At 64.4% G+C, this 18,482-nt stretch carries 38 protein-coding genes; 34 read left to right on the top strand and 4 right to left on the bottom strand.

Going from position 1 to position 18,482, the window contains the following annotated elements:
- The first annotated feature begins 75 nt into the window (after nt 1-75).
- The 7 genes from GTQ99_RS00510 (at nt 76) to GTQ99_RS00480 (ending at nt 2,996) form a co-directional block, all read left to right on the top strand.
- A complete protein-coding gene (locus tag GTQ99_RS00510) occupies nt 76-330 on the top strand; it encodes a hypothetical protein (RefSeq protein WP_166613785.1) in 255 nt (84 codons plus the stop codon).
- Between the two features lie 78 nt (nt 331-408).
- Entirely contained in the window at nt 409-1,056 is a 648-nt protein-coding gene (locus tag GTQ99_RS00505) for an RNA ligase family protein (RefSeq protein WP_166613784.1), read from the top strand.
- Nucleotides 1,057-1,188: 132 nt separating this feature from the next.
- A complete protein-coding gene (locus tag GTQ99_RS00500) occupies nt 1,189-1,668 on the top strand; it encodes an HNH endonuclease (RefSeq protein WP_166613783.1) in 480 nt (159 codons plus the stop codon).
- 156 nt (nt 1,669-1,824) lie between these two features.
- Nucleotides 1,825-2,223 (top strand): hypothetical protein, encoded by a 399-nt coding sequence (locus GTQ99_RS00495; protein ID WP_166613782.1) that lies wholly within the window; start codon nt 1,825-1,827, stop codon nt 2,221-2,223.
- 15 nt (nt 2,224-2,238) lie between these two features.
- Nucleotides 2,239-2,418, top strand: coding sequence for a hypothetical protein (locus GTQ99_RS00490; protein WP_166613781.1), 180 nt, complete (start codon nt 2,239-2,241; stop codon nt 2,416-2,418).
- A complete protein-coding gene (locus tag GTQ99_RS00485; protein WP_166613780.1) occupies nt 2,418-2,579 on the top strand; it encodes a hypothetical protein in 162 nt (53 codons plus the stop codon). Before GTQ99_RS00490 ends, GTQ99_RS00485 begins: the two co-directional genes overlap by 1 nt.
- A 45-nt stretch (nt 2,580-2,624) precedes the next feature.
- Entirely contained in the window at nt 2,625-2,996 is a 372-nt protein-coding gene (locus GTQ99_RS00480; RefSeq protein WP_166613779.1) for a hypothetical protein, read from the top strand.
- An 11-nt stretch (nt 2,997-3,007) separates the two neighbouring features.
- On the opposite strand, the gene GTQ99_RS24555 is transcribed toward GTQ99_RS00480, so the two are convergent.
- On the bottom strand, nt 3,008-3,973 hold the full coding sequence (locus GTQ99_RS24555) for a DUF2971 domain-containing protein (protein WP_166613778.1): 966 nt from the start codon (nt 3,971-3,973) through the stop codon (nt 3,008-3,010).
- A gap of 126 nt (nt 3,974-4,099) precedes the next feature.
- On the opposite strand from GTQ99_RS24555, the gene GTQ99_RS00470 reads away from it, so the two are divergent.
- The 16 genes from GTQ99_RS00470 to GTQ99_RS00395 all read left to right on the top strand — a co-directional run bounded on the left by GTQ99_RS00470 (nt 4,100) and on the right by GTQ99_RS00395 (nt 8,719).
- Nucleotides 4,100-4,306 carry a BldC family transcriptional regulator gene (locus GTQ99_RS00470; RefSeq protein ID WP_166613777.1) on the top strand — a complete coding sequence of 69 codons (207 nt, stop codon included), beginning with the start codon at nt 4,100-4,102 and terminating at the stop codon, nt 4,304-4,306.
- The gene (locus tag GTQ99_RS00465; protein ID WP_166613776.1) at nt 4,303-4,620 is read left to right on the top strand and encodes a hypothetical protein; all 318 of its coding nucleotides are present in this window, start codon (nt 4,303-4,305) and stop codon (nt 4,618-4,620) included. The genes GTQ99_RS00470 and GTQ99_RS00465 overlap by 4 nt, the downstream gene beginning before the upstream one ends.
- Nucleotides 4,621-4,655: 35 nt before the next feature.
- The gene (locus GTQ99_RS00460) at nt 4,656-4,946 is read left to right on the top strand and encodes a hypothetical protein (RefSeq protein WP_166613775.1); all 291 of its coding nucleotides are present in this window, start codon (nt 4,656-4,658) and stop codon (nt 4,944-4,946) included.
- Nucleotides 4,943-5,113, top strand: coding sequence for a hypothetical protein (locus tag GTQ99_RS00455; RefSeq protein ID WP_166613774.1), 171 nt, complete (start codon nt 4,943-4,945; stop codon nt 5,111-5,113). The genes GTQ99_RS00460 and GTQ99_RS00455 overlap by 4 nt, the downstream gene beginning before the upstream one ends.
- The gene (locus GTQ99_RS00450; RefSeq protein WP_166613773.1) at nt 5,110-5,445 is read left to right on the top strand and encodes a hypothetical protein; all 336 of its coding nucleotides are present in this window, start codon (nt 5,110-5,112) and stop codon (nt 5,443-5,445) included. Before GTQ99_RS00455 ends, GTQ99_RS00450 begins: the two co-directional genes overlap by 4 nt.
- A complete protein-coding gene (locus tag GTQ99_RS00445; protein ID WP_166613772.1) occupies nt 5,442-5,615 on the top strand; it encodes a hypothetical protein in 174 nt (57 codons plus the stop codon). Before GTQ99_RS00450 ends, GTQ99_RS00445 begins: the two co-directional genes overlap by 4 nt.
- Nucleotides 5,616-5,725: 110 nt before the next feature.
- A complete protein-coding gene (locus GTQ99_RS00440; protein WP_166609610.1) occupies nt 5,726-5,869 on the top strand; it encodes a hypothetical protein in 144 nt (47 codons plus the stop codon).
- Nucleotides 5,866-6,162, top strand: coding sequence for a hypothetical protein (locus GTQ99_RS00435; protein ID WP_166613771.1), 297 nt, complete (start codon nt 5,866-5,868; stop codon nt 6,160-6,162). Before GTQ99_RS00440 ends, GTQ99_RS00435 begins: the two co-directional genes overlap by 4 nt.
- Nucleotide 6,163: 1 nt before the next feature.
- On the top strand, nt 6,164-6,544 hold the full coding sequence (locus GTQ99_RS00430) for a hypothetical protein (RefSeq protein WP_166613770.1): 381 nt from the start codon (nt 6,164-6,166) through the stop codon (nt 6,542-6,544).
- Between the two features lies 1 nt (nt 6,545).
- A complete protein-coding gene (locus GTQ99_RS00425) occupies nt 6,546-6,788 on the top strand; it encodes a hypothetical protein (RefSeq protein ID WP_166613769.1) in 243 nt (80 codons plus the stop codon).
- A 190-nt stretch (nt 6,789-6,978) separates the two neighbouring features.
- Complete coding sequence (locus GTQ99_RS00420) at nt 6,979-7,344, top strand: DUF342 domain-containing protein (protein ID WP_166613768.1); 366 nt, start codon at nt 6,979-6,981, stop codon at nt 7,342-7,344.
- A complete protein-coding gene (locus GTQ99_RS00415) occupies nt 7,338-7,598 on the top strand; it encodes a hypothetical protein (protein ID WP_166613767.1) in 261 nt (86 codons plus the stop codon). Before GTQ99_RS00420 ends, GTQ99_RS00415 begins: the two co-directional genes overlap by 7 nt.
- Nucleotides 7,595-7,939 carry a hypothetical protein gene (locus GTQ99_RS00410; RefSeq protein ID WP_166613766.1) on the top strand — a complete coding sequence of 115 codons (345 nt, stop codon included), beginning with the start codon at nt 7,595-7,597 and terminating at the stop codon, nt 7,937-7,939. Before GTQ99_RS00415 ends, GTQ99_RS00410 begins: the two co-directional genes overlap by 4 nt.
- The gene (locus GTQ99_RS00405; protein WP_166613765.1) at nt 7,936-8,148 is read left to right on the top strand and encodes a hypothetical protein; all 213 of its coding nucleotides are present in this window, start codon (nt 7,936-7,938) and stop codon (nt 8,146-8,148) included. The genes GTQ99_RS00410 and GTQ99_RS00405 overlap by 4 nt, the downstream gene beginning before the upstream one ends.
- Entirely contained in the window at nt 8,145-8,345 is a 201-nt protein-coding gene (locus tag GTQ99_RS00400; protein ID WP_166613764.1) for a hypothetical protein, read from the top strand. The genes GTQ99_RS00405 and GTQ99_RS00400 overlap by 4 nt, the downstream gene beginning before the upstream one ends.
- The gene (locus GTQ99_RS00395; RefSeq protein WP_166613763.1) at nt 8,342-8,719 is read left to right on the top strand and encodes a helix-turn-helix domain-containing protein; all 378 of its coding nucleotides are present in this window, start codon (nt 8,342-8,344) and stop codon (nt 8,717-8,719) included. The genes GTQ99_RS00400 and GTQ99_RS00395 overlap by 4 nt, the downstream gene beginning before the upstream one ends.
- Nucleotides 8,720-8,722: 3 nt before the next feature.
- Here GTQ99_RS00395 and GTQ99_RS00390 read toward each other — a convergent pair whose 3' ends face one another.
- Nucleotides 8,723-8,986 carry a hypothetical protein gene (locus tag GTQ99_RS00390; RefSeq protein ID WP_166613762.1) on the bottom strand — a complete coding sequence of 88 codons (264 nt, stop codon included), beginning with the start codon at nt 8,984-8,986 and terminating at the stop codon, nt 8,723-8,725.
- Between the two features lie 86 nt (nt 8,987-9,072).
- The gene (locus tag GTQ99_RS00385) at nt 9,073-9,771 is read right to left on the bottom strand and encodes an HNH endonuclease (RefSeq protein WP_205706547.1); all 699 of its coding nucleotides are present in this window, start codon (nt 9,769-9,771) and stop codon (nt 9,073-9,075) included.
- An 80-nt stretch (nt 9,772-9,851) separates the two neighbouring features.
- Here GTQ99_RS00385 and GTQ99_RS00380 point away from each other — a divergent pair, with 80 nt between their 5' ends.
- From GTQ99_RS00380 to GTQ99_RS00345, 8 genes are all read left to right on the top strand, one after another.
- On the top strand, nt 9,852-10,088 hold the full coding sequence (locus tag GTQ99_RS00380; protein ID WP_166613761.1) for a helix-turn-helix domain-containing protein: 237 nt from the start codon (nt 9,852-9,854) through the stop codon (nt 10,086-10,088).
- The gene (locus tag GTQ99_RS00375) at nt 10,078-10,254 is read left to right on the top strand and encodes a hypothetical protein (protein WP_166613760.1); all 177 of its coding nucleotides are present in this window, start codon (nt 10,078-10,080) and stop codon (nt 10,252-10,254) included. The genes GTQ99_RS00380 and GTQ99_RS00375 overlap by 11 nt, the downstream gene beginning before the upstream one ends.
- Before the next feature lie 313 nt (nt 10,255-10,567).
- Nucleotides 10,568-10,885, top strand: coding sequence for a hypothetical protein (locus GTQ99_RS00370; protein ID WP_166613759.1), 318 nt, complete (start codon nt 10,568-10,570; stop codon nt 10,883-10,885).
- Between the two features lie 29 nt (nt 10,886-10,914).
- Nucleotides 10,915-11,154, top strand: coding sequence for a hypothetical protein (locus GTQ99_RS00365; RefSeq protein ID WP_166613758.1), 240 nt, complete (start codon nt 10,915-10,917; stop codon nt 11,152-11,154).
- The gene (locus tag GTQ99_RS00360) at nt 11,151-11,402 is read left to right on the top strand and encodes a hypothetical protein (protein ID WP_166613757.1); all 252 of its coding nucleotides are present in this window, start codon (nt 11,151-11,153) and stop codon (nt 11,400-11,402) included. The genes GTQ99_RS00365 and GTQ99_RS00360 overlap by 4 nt, the downstream gene beginning before the upstream one ends.
- Nucleotides 11,402-11,731, top strand: a complete 330-nt coding sequence (locus GTQ99_RS00355; RefSeq protein WP_166613756.1) for a hypothetical protein — start codon at nt 11,402-11,404, stop codon at nt 11,729-11,731. The genes GTQ99_RS00360 and GTQ99_RS00355 overlap by 1 nt, the downstream gene beginning before the upstream one ends.
- The gene (locus GTQ99_RS00350; protein WP_166613755.1) at nt 11,728-11,958 is read left to right on the top strand and encodes a hypothetical protein; all 231 of its coding nucleotides are present in this window, start codon (nt 11,728-11,730) and stop codon (nt 11,956-11,958) included. Before GTQ99_RS00355 ends, GTQ99_RS00350 begins: the two co-directional genes overlap by 4 nt.
- A gap of 26 nt (nt 11,959-11,984) precedes the next feature.
- The gene (locus tag GTQ99_RS00345) at nt 11,985-13,520 is read left to right on the top strand and encodes a hypothetical protein (protein ID WP_166613754.1); all 1,536 of its coding nucleotides are present in this window, start codon (nt 11,985-11,987) and stop codon (nt 13,518-13,520) included.
- Between the two features lie 3 nt (nt 13,521-13,523).
- Here the strand turns inward: GTQ99_RS00345 and GTQ99_RS00340 are convergent, their stop codons facing one another.
- Entirely contained in the window at nt 13,524-14,012 is a 489-nt protein-coding gene (locus GTQ99_RS00340; protein ID WP_166613753.1) for a hypothetical protein, read from the bottom strand.
- A 145-nt stretch (nt 14,013-14,157) separates the two neighbouring features.
- Between GTQ99_RS00340 and GTQ99_RS00335 the strand changes: the two genes are divergently transcribed.
- The 3 genes from GTQ99_RS00335 to GTQ99_RS00325 are packed head-to-tail and all read left to right on the top strand — an operon-like array spanning nt 14,158 to nt 18,481.
- Nucleotides 14,158-16,275 carry a phage portal protein family protein gene (locus GTQ99_RS00335; RefSeq protein ID WP_166613752.1) on the top strand — a complete coding sequence of 706 codons (2,118 nt, stop codon included), beginning with the start codon at nt 14,158-14,160 and terminating at the stop codon, nt 16,273-16,275.
- On the top strand, nt 16,275-18,191 hold the full coding sequence (locus tag GTQ99_RS00330; protein ID WP_166613751.1) for a hypothetical protein: 1,917 nt from the start codon (nt 16,275-16,277) through the stop codon (nt 18,189-18,191). Before GTQ99_RS00335 ends, GTQ99_RS00330 begins: the two co-directional genes overlap by 1 nt.
- Nucleotides 18,188-18,481 carry a hypothetical protein gene (locus GTQ99_RS00325; RefSeq protein WP_166613750.1) on the top strand — a complete coding sequence of 98 codons (294 nt, stop codon included), beginning with the start codon at nt 18,188-18,190 and terminating at the stop codon, nt 18,479-18,481. The genes GTQ99_RS00330 and GTQ99_RS00325 overlap by 4 nt, the downstream gene beginning before the upstream one ends.
- The last annotated feature ends 1 nt before the right edge of the window (nt 18,482 follow it).

Raw genomic sequence — 18,482 nt, 5'->3', positions numbered from 1 at the left:
GCTACTGCCGGAGTCTGGGATGGCCTAGCCTCACTCCAGAGGCGATGAGGGGTCGCCGGGAGGTGGAGGCCAAAGATGTCCGACTACCACACCCCGCAAGGGCAGGCAAGGGCCGGCGCAGGCTACCAGACAAGCCTGAATGCCCAGGCGGGACTGGACGCCAGCCTTGCTAGAGCCCGCAGCGGCGTCGGTTACTACCGCAAACCCAACGTCATCAAGCGCTTCTTCTCCTGGATCACGGAATTCATCTTCCGCCTCTTCCTAGCTTTTCTCGTGGTCGTCGTCGTCATTCCCTGCGTGATGTGGTTCATCATGTCGCTCGGAGACTGACCCATCTAAAGGAGCGCTCGATCAATTGGTCCGAATGACCTAAGGCATCGGTCGATCTCAGCGACTAGACCAAAGGGAATGGAAACCTCATTCCCCGAGTACCCGAAGATCTATGGTCCGTTCAAACGCCACGCCGATGGCCCAAACCGCAACCAGGTGATCCACGGCGAGTGGAGCCGACCCGAGTTCGCCGACCTTGCTGGTATCCCCTGGCTGTGGACCGAGAAGATCGACGGTACGAACATCCGCGTCCTGTGGGACGGCCACAAGGTCACCATTGGCGGCCGGACCGCCCGAGCTCAGCTCCATGCCGACCTGGTCGCTCACCTCACCACGACACTGACCGAGGAACTGTTCGAGCAGACCTTCGGTGACAGCACAGCGCTCCTCCACGGTGAAGGCTTCGGCGCCGGCATCCAGAAGGGCGGTGGCGCCTACTCGCCCACCAAGACCTTCGCCCTGTTCGACGTGCAGGTGGGTGACTACTGGCTGTTGCGCGACAACGTGGAGGACATCGCTACCAAGATGGGGGTGCCCACGACCCCTGTTGTCATGCGTGGCACTGTGCAGGACGCCATCGACACGGTCAATAACGGCCTTCGTTCCAAGTGGGGTGACTTCGAAGCTGAGGGCCTCGTCGGCACGCCACCGTCGGGGCTGCTGGACCGCGCCGGGCGACGCATCATGATGAAGGTCAAGGCTGCTGACTTCTCTGGTGACCAGTGAGCCGCTGGACCAAGATCCCCCGCTGTCAGCCCTGCGGCACCGTCACCGAGGAAGACCGGGACCAGGTGGCCCGTGAGGCCCTGACCCGGGAGATCGAGCAGTCCCTGTACTTCGACACCCTCCGTCGACGCGATGGCCGGCCGTAAGACCATCGGGCAGCTGCAGGTAGAGCTGCGCGCCGACACCGTCCGCAAGGTGGCCGAGCGCGACGGCTGGACTTGCTTCTACTGCGAGCGCGAGCTGCTCCTGCACGTCCCCCGCAAGGACGAGCGGTACGCCACCCTCGATCACGTCAACCCCCGCTCACTGGGCGGGGAGGACGGCAGCGACAACTACGTCCTCGCGTGCAACCGCTGCAACGTCGCCAAGGCTAACGACTGGCTCTTCTTCGTGGACATCATCCGTACCCAGCGTGCCGAGCTGACTCAGCTGCGCAAGGACACCACCCAGGTGCAGCGGAAGATCGACAACCTGGAGCGCTTCCGCAATGACCACGAAAAGTGCGAGACCAGCCGCATCATCCGTGACCAGGTGGCGCTCATCAAGCAGCAGCGCTCCGACCTCGTCGCGTACGCACGACATCATGATGCAGAAGATGACACCTCGTTATGATTCATCACTGTCATGACCAAGCCCGTTGTCCTCGATCCCACCCGGTGTGACTTCGTCAAGAAAGACGGGAGCCAGTGCCGCAACGGTGCCGGCAAGGGGACCGAGCACAAGGGCCAGGGTCGCTGTCGCACCCATGGGGGAAACTCCCCCACCCACGTGAAGGCTGCAGCCCGTCGCCAGGTCATGGCGATGGCCACCGAGGCCGACGGGGATCCGCTCGAGGTGCTGATGAAGACCATCCGGGTCGCCTGGGGAGCCGTCCCGTGGCTGCAGGAGCAGATCGCGGACATCGACCCCGACGAGGGCAACACCAAGCTCTTCATCGCCTACCAGCAGCTCTACGGCGAGTGGACCGAGCGGGCAGCCCGCTTCTCCAAGATGGCGCTGGACGCCGGGGTCGCCGAGCGCCAGGTCCGCGTCGTTGAGCGCCAGGGCGAGCTCGTGGCGCAGGTCATCAAGACCATCCTCGACGGCCTGCAGCTGACCAAGGCTCAGCGCTCCCTCGCCCCTCAGCTCGTACGTACTGCGCTGCTCCAGCTCGAAGCAGCCACCTGACCAAGGAGACCGTCCATGCCCTACATCGCCAAGATCGGTGACCGCTACGCCTCATGGCTGTCCTACGGCCGCGCCGGCCACTGGTCCTCCACCCCTGGCCGGGCAGGGGCACACGAGTTCCGCGACCGCGAGGAGGCCGAGACCGTCTGTGCCCGCGAGTACGCCGACGTTGAGGCAGAGATCACCGAGGCCTGATGGCCCGGTACGTCCCTGACGACTGGTACTACCCGGACTACCCCGCCGTGCCGACCGTCTGGGACGACGACCCCAACCCGGTGATCGGCACCCTGCTGGACCACCGGGGCGACGTGCTGTCCTACGTCAGGGCCGACCCGCCTCGCAGGATGGGCTACTGATCTCAAGCCTTCCGGAGCCCTGTGCTGTCCCCCTACGCTCCGATCATGAGCGAGGGCCGGAGCGCGCTGGCGACGGTGAAAGGCATCACGGCGGTCGTCCTGCTGACTGTGGTCCTCGCTGTCCTGTCGATAGTCAGCTCGGTGCTGGGCCTGCTGCTGGCGTTCGGCAACCTGGCCCTTGTCATGCTGCTCATCTCCCTCGCCTTCCTCGGGACCACCCTCGATGAGGTGAAGGCCGTCCAGCCGCCGGACTACTACCCCTTCGACACGCCCTGGTACGTCGTGGAGCCGAGCGTCGTGGTCGGAGCCGACCTGCTGATCGTCCTCGCCTTCGTCACCGGAATTATCTACCAGCTGGCGGCCCCTATCATTCATTTCTTCCGCAGGGGGTGGCTGGGGTCCAAGAAATCTAGGTAGGTCATCCAAGGTTAGCGATAAGGAATGGCACTCAGCGAAGTTCGGACATGACCGTATCCAAATCGGTCAAGAGCTCTCCGTAAACCTCGTTCAGCTGTCTCCATGTGGGGGCTTGGACCAACCCGAACTTCCGTAATGGGCAAGGGCGCGCCCACGTCAGGTGTGGTTGCAAGGAAGGATGGGCTGGGCTCCATGATGAATCTCTCTTCCAACATCTCGCTCGGCCAAGCGCCAATGCGAACGTAGGGCGTCAGGCCGTACCGGCCGGCGCGCACGGAGAATACTTGGTCAAGGGAAGGGTGCGCGGCCATGAATCGAACCTCGCGCTCGTCCTCGAAGCCAGAGTGCTTCAACGTAGCAATGTCTTGATAGGTCAGTAGTGACCGCAGCTCCGACCCTTCTTCAAGATGCGCGTCCCTGCCCCACGTGAGGGCTCTCACTAACGTCGAATGCATCTTCATTCGCTTCTCGCTGTCGTTATAGGTGACTGACTGCCATGCTGGGTAGATTGATGAAGCCGCCGGTTCATATTGCGCCTCTGGCACCAATACGCCGAGCGGAACAGCGCCAGCAGCTGATTCCATAGCAACGGCATAGCCTTGCCCGGCACCATACGCTCGCCACTGACTCAAGCTGTCACCTGCGGTCGACGCACACAGGATGAATAACGGCAGGTCCTTGAGGTTGGCCTCAAGGGCGCCAAGCATGTTATCGACGTACCCGACCTCGTCAGTAAGGGGCCCTATTGAGATACTGTAACGATCCTCCGCCTCTTCGCGATGCATCCGGCCGCTGCGGAGAACCGAGTCCCGGTCCTCGCGCCAGATCGACTTCAACAAGTTGAGGCCATGCGTAACCTCTTCCCTATCGTTGAGGTACTGCGCGGCGGTAGCCCATAGGGCATTCGTTTGGAGGATCGACGCGAGCGCGCCGGCATCTGTGTAGTGCCAGTACGTCGTCATCTTCTGCTGTCGCACGAGTCGAGGATGCCATGGGGAACACTCGAAGACGGCAGGACACGCCAACGTGAGCGCTTAGGTCATTCGGTCTATCTTTTGCCTTGATTGACACAAAGGCCATGATTCGCGACTAACGTCCGAGACATGGACGAAACGTCACCAATAACTCAAGACGAACTAATGATGCCCGGCGAAGTCGCCGAGCTCTTTCACGTCAGCCCCAAGACCGTCTCCCGCTGGTCCCGCTCGGGCCTGTTGTCGGCCAAGAAGACTCTCGGCGGTCACCGCCGCTTCAGTCGCGCCGAGGTCGAAGCACTTCGCGTGAAGATGACCGGCGAGGCGCGGCCATGAGATTCCTTATACGACCGTCCACACAGATCGCTGTCGACCTCGTGGTCGTCGGCTCGCTCATAGTCCTCTTCGTGGCTGACGCCCCTCCGTGGGTGTTCTTTGGCACAGCGCTGCTGTTCATCGTGCTTGACGTGTCCCACGAGGCGCGCGAGTGGGTCAACGACCACCTAGAGACCGAGGAACGTTCCATCATCCTGGATCAGGTGGCTGACTACCTGGACACCATGGAGCACACGGGTACGGACATCCACGAGATCGCCGAGCAGGTCCTGCGCATCGCGTACGACGATGACGTGGTGGGTGACGAGGCATGAGGGACTTGCCGCGCTTCTTGGCTGGTCTCTGGCTGATGATCATCGCCATAGTTCTTGTGCATCTCGGGTTCACCACGCTCGTCAGAGACGACACGGACGAGTTCGACATCGTCGGCTGGTTCTTCGTAGTGGCTGGAGTCGTACAGGGAGCGATCGCTGGCGTACTGGGTACCGGCAGTCTGGTCAGAAACTCTCAACGTCACGAGCAGACGCCCTGTGCTCGCGACGAGGGCTTCTACGTCTCTTCACCTCCTGGCTTCTCCGTTACCTACGACTACTTGCCCAAACCCGTGGCCGACCGACCTGATCCGGTGGACAAGCCATGACGCCGGCCGAGTTCTACGCCCAGTGCCAGGACTGCGACACCAACATGAAGTTCCGACTGGAGTCCAACCGCAACGCCTGGATCCGCGGCCATGAGCAGCTCACGGCCCGCGATGGCGAGCAGCACCAGGTGGCCCGGTCCGACAACCTCCCGGGGAGCGAGTCATGACCGACAAGATCGAACAGCTACGGGACGAGCTGGAAGCGATAGCCATCCAGGCCGGTGTGAACAAGGGCGTCACCGTCCCCGACCACGTACGCATGACGGAGATCGGCCAGCTCCTCCTCAAGGAGCGCAGGGCCCGGACCCTGTACGCGGTGGAGGTGGACCACGAGGACTACGTGCACCCGGAGCCCCCAACGACGCTGGAGGACGCCAAGGATATGTACGGAGGCCTGGGCATCCGTGCCTTGCACCCGTACGACCTGATCAGCCGACGGTTCAGTGGCCAGCGCATCGAAGGCCAGGCCCTGCGCGAGCTGTTGGAGGGCGACTCGTGAGTCAGCGCCTCATCAACGCCATGGTCATTGCCCTCTACGGGATGCTCGGCTTCGTCCTGGTGTCCTACGTGGCCTACCAAGTGCAGAGCGCCTCGGAGTGCCGGCAGCAGGGCATGCACTGGATCTGGCGCTCGAGCACGTGTGCCCACCCATCGGAGGTGAGCGAGTGAGGGGCCTACCAAGACGGCATCGAGTGACCGTCAACGCTGTGCAGTGGACCTGTACCGGTTGCAAGCGCTCATGGGTTGGCTCTGGAGAATTCGATACCCAAAGCAGTGACGTGGACATCATTCACTACGAGTGCCCCAGCTGCCACCACGAAGACGACTACCGCATCAGTACCGAGCTGTGGCTGGCCTTCCCGGCCAACTCCGGTAGCGACCTGATGCCCGCAGGCGTACCACTGTCGCAGGTGAGCGAGTGAGCGCTGAACTCAAGGCAATGGAGCGCTTCCGAGAGCGATGGACTGCCGAGTGGGCATACATCGACGCTATGCGACACGAGCCCCACTCTTGGAAGAGGGAAACTGCAGAGATCACAAAGGACGTGCTCGATGCAGTGGCAGCCGAGGGCTACGCCATCGTCAAGGTCGGTGAGGTACCGCCATGGATGGAGCGCGTCCACACCCACGACCGCATCCGGCGCCCTGACCACGACATCCCGTCCGAACACCACGTCGCCTACGAGGGCGACCTGTACCGACTCAAGGAGAACTGACATGGAACTGAAGATCGACAACGACCAGATCAAGGCCCTCGTAGCTGAGGGCGTGCTGGCACAGCTGGACAAGGACGGCCGCGACACTGTGATCAAGCAGGCGATCGAGTTCTTGCTGACGCCCCCTCCGTCTGACAGGTATGCCTACGGCACGAAGCCGAAGGCGCCTCTGACCGAGGCCTACGAGCGAGCGGTCAACCTCTCCGCGCAAGACATCGTTCGCGACCTTGTGCGTGAGGACACGGCGTTTCAGGCAGCGATCCATGACTCTGTGACCGACGTGCTCGCCAAAGCCATGGAGGACTCGTACTCATTCAAGGAAGTCGTTACCAGCGCGCTTGCCCGTGCTCTGGTTGACCTCCACTACGACAAGGAGAACTGACATGTTCAGCGAAGGCAACACCATCCCGATGCAGCGCACCACCCACGCTGCGCTCAAGCGTGCTGCAGACCTGCAGGCCCGTGCTCAGCGCATCGAGCAGCTGGCTGTGAAGTACCCCGAGCCGCCGACAGGGCGCGCCGAGCTGCGCCGGCAGTGGCGCACCTGGCAGGAAGACCAGAAGAGCATGGGCAACCCCAACACCTGGTTCCGTGCCTTCGCTGTCAGCAAGGCGGTGGAGTCATGATCGCCCGGCGCCTGGAGGGCCAGTCACTCGTCTTCACGATCGATGCGACACTCCGCGGCTCTTACGACATCGGCACCATCGAGCTGGTCTTGCACCCTGATGGCTCTACTACCTGGGCATCGGTAGATCTGCGGAACCTGACGACCGGGCCGTTGACCCCCAACGTCATCGTCCCTCAGGACGGGGGTGAATGGCCATGACTGTCCGGATCAACGGCAAGACCTACGCGGGCAGCAGCGTCTCGATCAACGGGTCGACCATCACCATCGACGGCAAGGTCATCGACAGGACCGATGGCGTCATCGTCAGGGTGATCATCGAGGGCAACCTGGACCACCTGGACTCCACCGCGTCAGTAGAGGCCCGTGGCGTCACGGGCAGTATCACTGCCGACGGCTCGGTCAGTGCCGCCGACGTAGGTGGCTCAATCGATGCTGTCGGGTCGGTGAGCTGCTTCAATGTCGACGGCAACGTGACAGCTGGCGGGTCTGTGAACTGCGGCAAGGTCAAGGGATGCGTCGAAGCTGGCGGCAGCGTCACCCAGAGGCGGTGGTGAGCATGAGCGCTCCAAGGGAGGCCCTGGAGAGCTTCGTAGGCCACGTCCACGCACGTCAGCGATCCGAGTTCACGACGGCCCTCGCAGCCAAGGGCACCACTCCCCTGTCCCAGGGCGAGCTGATGAGTTTCGACAACGGCCTGATGCTGGGTGTCTCCGCGGTCATCGATATCCTGTCCGACCACCTTCCGATCGACCAGTTGTTCCTGGCCATCCTTGACGCCAACCAGGCCATGGCTCGCGACGCGTCATGAGCTCATCCAGCGTCGCCTCATTACTCAAGCGCACTGAGGCCGAGATCATCGACAGCGTCGACGACGACCTGACGATCGTCGCAGCGGTGGAGAAGGCCTGTCGTCCGTGGCAGCGTCCTCAGGGACGAGATGCCACCCGGGTGTTGACGCTCTTGGCATCGACGGCGATGCCCCAGTTGGCCGAGGCTATGCGCCGGTGGCGTGAGTTGGACCCTCGGAACGTGCTGATGGCCTGGGAGGCAGAGGTCGTAGGCTCCATGTTCGAAGCTCGCCTCAGCCTCGTCAACGGGGCGATCAACACAGAAAAGGCGCATGCTCGTGAGGAAGGACCGGCGCTGTGAGCGATCCGTTCGTCTACGCGATCTCCTACCTCAACCAGTTCGACGAGCTGACCATCCACGGCTTCTACACGCTGGACGTGGCACTGGACCGCTGTGCGGACATGGCTGACGCAAGCGCCCTGACGTTGCACCCGTTCGACTTCGTCGAGTTCGCCAAGCCGATCCGCGGTGAGGAGCTGCAGGCACTCATCAGGGACTGGCGGCCATGACGACGCGGCCCCTGGGCGTGGTGCAGCCCCTCAGCGAAGAGCAGACCAACGCACTGAAGGCCAAGGCACTCGAGGACATCCTCGTCGCAGCCCGCATCGCCAAGGACTCGTCACGCGGTACCGGTGTGCCGGCGCGCGTGACCGTGGCACAGATCGAAGCAAGCACATCGAAGTACGGACTATGGGAGAACACATGAGTTCATCACCAAGCTACGAGCAGGTCGACCTCTTCGGACCGGCACTCATCGAGGGCAAGGAGGAGATCAGCCAGAAGGCCGGCGAGCGCAACGCCCCACGCAGTGGAGTCCAGCGCCTCGCCATGCTGGAGCTGATCGCCAAGCGCTCCCGCTCGGGTGCTACCGACCTGGAGCTGGAGCAGGCGCTACGGATGAAGGGGTCCAGTCAGCGGCCTCGCCGCAAGGAGCTGGAGCAGCGGAGCTTGATCGTCAAGGCCGACGCCAAGCGCAACGGCTGCACGGTGTGGCTCGTGAGTGACCTGGGTCGCCTGGTGCTGGCACAGAAGCCAGAGTCGATCGGACTGCCCGAGAAGCGCGGAGACATGGGCCTATAGGACTCAGCTCATGTCCTGGACGGCGAATGCATAGATGGCGCCAATGATCAGCGCCGTGCCGATCAGGAAGAACAGCAGCTTGCCGACCCACTCGCCAGCACCGTCCGTGTGGAAGGGGATGCGGCCTGGGTCGGCAACGACCGCGTCGCCACCCACCGTCTTGTTGCAGGCAGGGCAGGCCCAGTTGCCCTGAATGTTGCCGCCGTAGTTGTTCGGGTACAGGTCGTAGATCGTGGTCTGCTCGTAGCTTCCCGGGCACTGAGCCATGGCGGCACCTCCTGCGCGATTCGTCGTGGACCTACAGGTAGTCGGGCAGCGGAGCACCCGCCTAGAGCGTCGATCACTCGGATAGCTCAGGCGAGCTGTGCGCCCTTACTTCGGTTGCAAGGCTCGCAGAGCAGCTGCAGGTTGCGCTCGGTGTTGGAGCCACCCATGGACACCGGGATGATGTGGTCGTACTCCAGGTCGCGGTTGGAGCCGCACTCCTGGCACACCCCGCCATCGCGCTGCCAGACGTACATCTTCACGTCCTTAGGGATGGCACGGCGGGCGAATTCAGGAGACTCATGTTCGGGGCCGCCTACCAGAAGGCTCTTCTTGGCCCTAGCTGCGCGTCGCACTCGCGCTTGCCTCAGGCGTTGCGCCTCGGCCGCAATGACGTAGGGCGCGTCCTTGCCATGTTCGCGGTACAGAGTCTCACGCTCCGGAACATCCCATAGTTCTCCGCCAGCGTGCATTAGGGAGCCATCACGCATCGCATCACATGGCCGGTAAACCGAAAAGGGCAATCCTGCACTCATGATCTGCGTGATGTCGTAAAGAGTGCGGGCCTGGTCGCTATCACCTGGCCGCAACCCAATAGCGTTGCCTCGCGTGAATGCGTAATACATGTGCCCATCGAACTCGTCGAGAAAGTATGCGGCGACATCTAGGTGTTGCACGCCGTAGGGAAGTGACTTTCTGCCGACTGACCAGTCGACGAGTTGGAGCTTGCCTAGGTACTTCACGAGCACATGATCGGCTCTGTCGTACGTCAGCTTCAGCCACGTCACCCGCTTGGCGCATGGGTCGTTCGACTCATTTCGTCGTCGTTCGCACACAGCGCGGCGAAAGGCGACTATGTTCGTGATCGATGACGAAAGACACCACAACGCAGTGGACGAGCACCAAAAAGGCCGCCGAGCAGCTGGGCATCGGCATGCGGACGCTCTACCGCCTCATCGACGAGGGCCAGGTGCCCGCCTACAAGTTCGGCCGGGTCATCCGGCTCAAGCAGGACGAGGTGGACGCGTTCGTCGACAAGGCACGCGTCCAGCCCGGCTCCCTGGAGCACCTGTACCCGAAGGTGGTCGATGGCGATGCCTCTTAGGGAGCGCCCCACACCCGAGGAGGTAGACCGGGTCCACCTGGACGACTGCCGCCAGAACGGCCACCAGATCGAGTCGTTCTCGGTCGTCAACGGCGCCGGCGAGCACACCACGACCACGGTGTGGTGCGGCCACTGCGGCACCAAGTGGGCGGAGGTGCCGCGATGAGTGAGAGACCCTTGGCTCCAACGTGGGCGGAGACACCTCCGCATGAGCACCCGCGTCCTTCTCAGCACTCCCACCAGGCACGAGTCGGTACAGCATGGGTTGTGTCTCCATGGTCGGTCCGTAACGACCCGTGCCGATGCGGACACGTTCGCGCCGCGCATTATGCGGTACGGATCACCTCAGGCAGTCTCTACTCAAAGCCGGAGCGCCCGACCTTCAACGACTACCGCTGCCACGGCGAGGACTGCCACTGCGTGGCGTTCACCGAGGACACCCGGCTGTGGAGCCGGTTCAAGCGTTGGGTGGGCCAGCGATGACCAAAGCCACCAGCTACCAGTACGGCTACCGAGCGGGCGCCACCCGTCAGGCCACCTACCGCAAGCAGGGCAACGGCTACGCCGACCCGGCTGAGTACCGACGAGGGTTCAAGGACGCGCAGATGGCGCTGTTCGGATGCTTCACCGAGGAGGTGCCAGCCAAGCTCGATGGCAAGCAGGTCGGCACGGTCGATGTGCAGTACACCGACGAGGCACTGGCCCAGTACGTCAACGCCCCGAGGAAGTGGGGCGGGCAGTTCCAGAGCACGACGAGCCAGGACGAGACCATGACCATCCTCGGAGTGCCGCGATGAGGTGGCGGGGGGAGGCAGCCGTCGACCGCGTGCCCGAGATGCACGACGTACGGCTCGAGGTCCACTCGGATGCCGCCGGCTACCTGATGCTCTACATCCGTCCGACGAATCCGTTGGCGCAGCTGACGGTGAGCGACTGCACCTTCATCCACTTCAGCAAGCCCGAGATCAGCAGAGACCAGCAAGGATCCTTCATGAAGCTCATGCTCACGCACCCCTGCAAGGGCGAGTGCCACCACGGTGAGTCCTTCGGGCGGTGGGACTCATGATCGACGTACCCAACCTCGAAGAGCGGGCGGCGGCACTGGTCGCCCAGGCCAACAAGCAAGCTGCCTTCGACAGCAAGACGATCGCTGAGGTACTGGAGCGCTACCGCGAGGACTTCGCGAGCCGCGTGGCCAAGACGCAGGAGACGCTCGATGCCACGAACGAACCCCACCCGTTCATCGACCTGACCGTCGCGCAGGAAGAGCTGGCCGTCGCCGAGCGGGCCCAAGAGCTGGCGGAGGAGGACTGATGGCCGCTGCACTACTGACTGCTTTCCTCGCCGCAGCCTTGTCTGTCGTCGCCATCGTCATCGCATGTGTGGGCAACTCACAGCTGCGCCGCGAGCTGGGCCGCAAGGATCACGAGATTGCCCAGCAGCACGAGCGCACCGCCTGTGCTTACCGGGTGATCGACAAGCTGATGCAGCGGGCCGAGATCGACGCCGATGACATCGTCCAGCTGCAGAAGGATGTGGACAACGCGTTCTCGTGGATGGCGGACCTGGAGCAAGCGCTGATCGATGGCGAGCGATGGTCCGACTTCACCGAGGCGCTGGCTGTCAAGCTGGGCAAGTCATGATCAAGTTCCTGCTCTTCCTCATCGTCCTGGTGCTGTGCTGGCCGCTCGGCCTCCTGGTCGGTGCCGGCTGGCTCGCATGGACCACCGTCCGGCTGCTGACCAAGGGCACCGTGGCCGTCACCCGGGGCACCTACAAGGTGAGCAGCAACGTCGTCACGGCAGCTCGGACGGAGCGCAACGGCGAGTGGGTCTCCATGCCGATCCCGCGGGTGGCCGACAAGCCTTGAGCGTCGTCCCTCGCTCTATCTGGCGGGTGGCTGCTGACATCCTCTCGCCCGAGCTGACCGAGGAACGCCAGGCCATCGAGCAGGACTACGAGACCTGGCTGGCCACCATGTTCGCGGGGTACGCCAAGTACGACCTGGCCGAGCACCACCACACCATCTGGCGCTGGCTGTGGGCCATCGGCATCGACGACCGGCCAGCGTCCATGGTTGCCATCCTCGCCCGTGGTGCTGCCAAGTCCACGACCGCCGAACTCGGCGTGGTGGCCCTGGGTGTCCGGCAGACCCGCCGGTACGTCGTGTACGTGTGTGAGACGCAGGACCAGGCCGACAAGCACGTCGCCACCATCGGCGCGATGCTCGAGTCCAGCACCGTCGAAGAGCACTACCCCGAGATGGGTGAGCGCCTGGTCGGCAAGTTCGGCAACGCCAAGGGCTGGCGCCGCAACCGCCTGCGCACCTCCACGGGCTTCACCGTCGACGCTCTCGGCCTGGACACCGCCGCCCGCGGTATCCGTGTGGAGGACCAGCGCCCTGACCTCATCGTGCTGGACGACATCGACGAGGCCTCCGACACGCCCCGCACGACGGCCAAGAAGATCGACATCATCACCAAGGGCATCATCCCGGCCGGGTCGACCAACGTGGCGGTCCTGGCGGTGCAGAACCTCATCCACGCCGACAGCATCTTCGCTCGCCTGGCCGACGGGCGCGCCGACTTCCTCCGCCGGCGCACGGTCATCGGTCCCATCCCGGGCCTGCGCGACTTCGCCTTCGACATGCGCACCGACGGCACCTACCGCATCACCAGCGGCGACCCCACCTGGGACGGCGGCAGCATCGAGACGTACGAGGCGCTGCTGAACGACATCGGCCCCCGGGCTTTCATGACGGAGGTGCAGCACGAGGTCAACACGGTGGAGGGTGCCATCGCCACCGCCGACGAGCTCGATGCCATCCGGGTGTCCGAGGGACCGGACCTGCAGTTCAGCACCGTGCGCTCGCTGGTCATGATCGACCCCGCGGTGTCCAACAGCCCCAGCTCAGACGAGACCGGCATGCAGGTGCTCCGCCTGGGCACGGATGGGCTGGTCTACCAGCTGGCCGACCTCTCCTGCCGGTTGCCGATCGACGACTGGGCAGACCGGGCTGTCGCGGCGGCTGTCACCTTCAGCGCCAGCGTCATCGGGTACGAGAACAACCAGGGCTACGACGCCATCCGGTCGGCCCTGCAGCACGCCCTGGACCGCGCAGGGGTCACCGACGTGGTTATCCGAGAGGTACACGCAGGCAAGTCCAGGACGGTCAGCAAGGCGAAGTTCGACCGTGCCATGTCGCTGCAGGAAGCCATCCGACAGAAGACCATCCGCTTCGTCGGTCACTTCCCGCAGCTGGAGCAGCAGATCAAAACCACGACGGCCGACATCATCGGCCCCTCACCTGACCGCCTGGACGCCCTGGTCCACGGCCGGAACATGATCACCGCGGGCTTCGGTCAGACCGTGAACGTCGAAACTCACAAGCGCAAGACGATCATGGGCGACCTGCTCGATCGTAAGTGGTGACCCTCAGTCGTGAAGGTTGTGGCAGGCGCTGAGGCCGGTGAACTTCCCGGCGCTCATCACGTCAGCGCAGACCCAGCCAGGCTGGGCATTGAAAGCCGTGGGACTGTCGAAGCTGCCCCAGTACTCGCGGCTGGCGATGTAGCACCCTCCCGCCTCTTGCCCGTTGTGCCTGTAGTAGGGGTTGCCAGCGCGATCCATGTAGACCAAGTCGATGCGCGGTTGGCAGATCGTCCCCGCGACTGTGAGGTTGGCCTCAGTGTGGTTGTAGCCGGTGAAGGGGTTGCCGTTCATCTTGCCGAACTCAACCTTGAGGCCGTCACCCGTGATGCTGAACTGCAGACACATCTTCGGAGGTTGGCCGCCGCTGCCAAGATTGGCGAATATACAATTGCCGCCGCTGGCGTCGGCGCTTGCTGACGTGGCTGAGCCGATCAACGCGAGCGGAACGATAGCTGCACCTGCGAGTAGAGCCCTGACCTTGCGACGAAACATCTTCGCCTCCTCAGTCGTGTCTACGTGCCGTGGTTCATGGTCCCTGTTCACGAGCCACTCGTCCAGTCGAAGCGGTCCCATGCCCACGCTCTGAGCACCTGGCCAGCTAATCTGATCTTGGTCGCAAGCTGATCAAGGAACCGCCGTGCCCAAGCCAACAACCGAAGTCGGACACGGCAACCTCAGCTCGATGCCCTGGTCGTTCTTCGGGGACACCCTGGAGACGGTCCCCGAGCTGCTCCCGCCAGCGGACATCGCCGTGTACAACGCCATGCGCAACGACGCGCAGATCGCCGGCCTCCTGCTCGCCCAGACCCTGCCCATCCGGCGCTACCACTGGTACATCGACCCCAACGGGGCACCGGACGAGTGGGTAGACCTGGTCGCCACGGCCTTCAACCTGCCCGTGCAGGACGCGGAGCAGCCCAAGGGACGCACCCGGGACCGCTTCAGCCACGACAAGCACTTGGCCAACGCCCTGCTCAGCCTGATCTACGGCTTCATGTTCTTCGAGCAGGTCTACCGCTACGAGAACGACGACGCCGCGACCGGTCGGCTGCTGCTGCGCAAGCTGGCTCCTCGCATGCCGCTGACCATCTCGGAGATCGACGTGGCGCGCGACGGCGGCCTCAAGGGCATCCGCCAGTGGCCCGACCAAAACCACCGCGGCGGCATCATCTCCTCAGCCCAGGGGCCCTACATCCCGGTCGACAAGCTGGTGGCCTACATCCACGAGCAGGAAGCCAGCAACTGGCGGGGACGCTCGGTGCTGCGCAAGTGCTACAAGGACTGGATCATCAAGGACCGGGTCATCCGGGTCAACGCGATCAACATCGAGCGCAACGGCGCCGGTGTGCCCATCGCGACCGCTGGTGAGAACGCCACGCAGCAAGAGATGCAGATGCTCGCGGCGCTGGCCCAGTCCTACCGGGCTGGCGACTCCGCTGGCGGTGCACTCCCCTACGGAGCGTCACTGACGTTCCAGGGTGTGCAGGGCTCGCTCCCGGATGCGATCAACACGCTGCGCTACCACGACCAGCAGATGTCCAAGTCGTTCATGAGCCAGTACATGGACCTTGGGTCCACCGAGACCGGCTCACGCGCGCTGGGTGAGACCTTCACCGACCTCTTCCTACTGGCCCAGGAGGCCCTGGCCAACGAGTACATCGACATCACCAACGAGCACGTCGTCGAGGACCTCATCGACCTCAACTTCGCGAACGCCGACGGGCCGGTCCCGCTGCTGGCCTACGACCGCGACGACGACGACAGCTCCTCGGTCGTCGACCTGGTCGCCCTGACCCAGGCCGGGCTGATCACCCCGGGCGACGAGATCGAGGGCTTCCTGCGCGACCGCTATCAGCTGCCGGAGATGCCCGAGGTCGACCCGGACGACCCGGACCCCCTGGCCGCGCCCAAGCTGGTCGACCTCAAGGCCAAGGAACGACCACGGCGCCGGGAGCGCATCGAGGTGCGCGCTGCGGAGGCACCGACGCCGGCGGTGGGCCATCGCGACCCCTCGGATGTGGAGCTCGCCGCAGGCACCGACTTCGAGGCCATGGAGAAGACCTTCACGACCACCGTCGACAGCCTGCTGGCCGACTGGCTGACTCAGGTGAAGTTCGCCCAGGTCGAAGACCTCCGGGCCGTCATCGCCAGCATCGACCCCAACGACCTCGCCGCGCTGGCCGCCATCCGCACGTCAGCCTCGGGCGCCGTGCAGCTGACCGACGCCATGGTGGCCGTCGCCGAGGCAGCTCTGGACCAGGCGATCGCCGAGGCCGCGGCACAGGGTGTGATCATCGAGCGGCCGGACATCACTCCCCTGGTGACCTCGCTCGTGTCCCGAGCCAACGCGCTGGACACGGTCATGAGCCAGAGCATCAGCACCACGGCCAGCCAGCAGGCTCTGGCCCGTGCCGGCGGGGGCCTGGCCGCGGCCGAGATCGCCGCCGAGGTGGCCGACTACCTCAACGAGCTGTCGGATGCCTACCCACGCGAGCAGCTGGGCGGCGCGCTGACCCAAGCACAGAACAGCGCCCGCTTCTACGCCTTCCAGCAGGACGAGCCCGACGCCGTCTTCGCCAGCGAGCTGCTGGACTCGGCCACCTGCTCCGCGTGCGCCGCTCGGGACGGCAAGGAGTACGACAGCCTGACGGCTGCCGAGAAGGACTACCCCTCGGGCGGGTACAAAGAGTGCAAGGGCCGGGGCCGTTGCAGAGGCACGATCGTCTGTCGCTACGACCGGAAGAGCAGCCAGTAGTGGCGACGACGATCAACAAGCCGCAGCTGACGATCATCCAGGGCGGCGACGGCCTCCGAGACAAGTCCCGTGACGACATCAACACCAACGTGTCCCAGATCGGCAGCGCGGTCAACGAGCTGATCGACGTGGTCGCCTCGATGCAGCAGACTCCCCCACCGACCTTGGGCGAGGAGCAGCTGCAGGCCAGCATCGACGCCGAGGCGACGACTCGAGCGCAGGCCGACACCGCGCTGAGCACCCGCATCAACGGCAAGGCCGATAAGGACGCCAATGGCTTCCTGGTGAACCTGGTGCGCCGGCACTGGTCCACCCTCAACCTGGTCAACGACCTCGGCTACGCCATGGACGGAGTCGTGGACTGCTCCCCCGGCTTCGACGAGGCCTTCGACGCGCTGGACAAGGGTGGCCTGCTCACCCTCAACGACGGCATCGCGGGTGTCTCGCGCCCCGTACAGCCCACCAAGGAGCGCCAGGGCATCATGGGCACCGGCTCGGGCTGGTGGACGTACAACACCGGCACCGCCGGTCCCTGCTCGATCCGCCCGCTCAACAGCTTCCAGGGTCAGGCCATCTTGCTCGGCGTCGACCGTGAGCTGAACGACGACGTGCTGACCGGCAACTGCTTCTTCCGCAGCTTCAGTATCGACGGCAACTCCAAGCAGATCGGCAGCGGCACGAGCGCCACGCCCATCAACGGGGTGGCGCTGCTCGGTGAGGTCAAGGGCTGGAAGTTCGACCAGATGGCCTTCCTGCAGGCCTCGGGCCACAACGTCGCGATGCTGCCCTACCAGTCCAGCCGGGGGCAGGTCTTTCCCCGTGGCGGCGGCTTCGCTTTCTGCTCCTCGTGGTCGGCCGGCACCTCGGCCATGGACGACAAGTGGGGCTGGTGGCTGGAGAATTACACCGACGCCTACCTGACCAACAACCTGGCCGTCTCCAACCAGGGCGGCGGCTTCTACATCAAGGGCGCCGGTCAGCTCCCCATCTCCAACTGCATCGCGGCGTACAACATCAACGAGAACGGCTTCCTCATCAGTGGGAACACCGGCAGTGGGATCATCGGTGGCGGCAACGGCGGCGTGAGCCTGACCAATTGCTACACCGACCGCAATGCCAAGGACGGGGTCCTCATCACCGCTTCAGGGCCGCGCTCGCGTGTGTCGATTGTCGGCGGTGACTTCCGCCGTGACGGGCCGAACACCGGCGCGGGCGACGGCGGGTACGCGGCCATCGCGCTGCGGGGTACCGCCTCCAACCGGGTGTGCGCGGTCGACCTGGTGGGCGTCATGACGGCTGTCGAGGACGACGACCAGCAGAACCAGGTCTGGCAGCCCCGGTGGGGGGTCTTCGCCACCTACACCACCGAGCTGTCCATCACCGGCGGGCACATCTGGGGCCTCACTGGCGGCCTGAGCAGCACCAACAGCCAGATCGTCCGCATCAGCGACGAGACGGTCTTCTGGAAGGGCCCGCCCACCGACAAGGTGCGCAGCTACCCCGACCAGCGCACCGGCAAGGGCCGTAGCGTCCCGGTCATCACCAACCAGTCGTGGGCCATCCCCTCGGCCTTCACCCGCTTCGGCGGCAACGGCAGCCTCGGGTCGGTTTTCTACATGCAGATGGACACCCGCATGGCCAACTTCGCCAAGCTGACCGCCCAGGTCCTCGGTGGTGGAGCGGCCGGCGCCAGCCTCAGCGTGGACTACACCACGGACCTGTCCGGGGCGACGGGCTGGACCTCGATGCAGCTGGCCACCCTCACCGTCGACTCCGTGGGCTACCGCAACAACGCCGACTGGGCGCTGGTGCCCGACGCGGCCAAGGGTGACGTGCTCATCCGCATCATGGGCTCCGGCGGAGACGGCACGACCACGGCGAACTTCGCCTCGATCTTCTTCCACTACCGCCCATGACGAACAAGATCACCGTCGAAGTCATCCAGGGCGACGAGGTCCTACGGGACACCACGCGGCCCAAGCTCAACACGTCGGCCGCGGTCATGGTGGCGGCGATCAACTCGCTCATCGACGACGTGGCGGCAATCAAGGCCGTGTCGTCGACCAACACGGTGGTCACCTACGACGCCTCCAAGGGCTACCCGGCCCGCCCAGCGGACCTTGAGGACGGCCTGTGGTGGATCGTCGGCCCCGTCGACTCCGTGGACCGGCTCGGCCGGGACGTGTGGATCGAGACCGAGGACTGAC

It is taken from the genome of Kineococcus vitellinus (assembly GCF_009906315.1).
GTDB lineage: Bacteria > Actinomycetota > Actinomycetes > Actinomycetales > Kineococcaceae > Kineococcus > Kineococcus vitellinus.
Note: the sequence above shows the minus strand (reverse complement) of the source record. Positions and strands in the feature narration are given on the sequence as shown.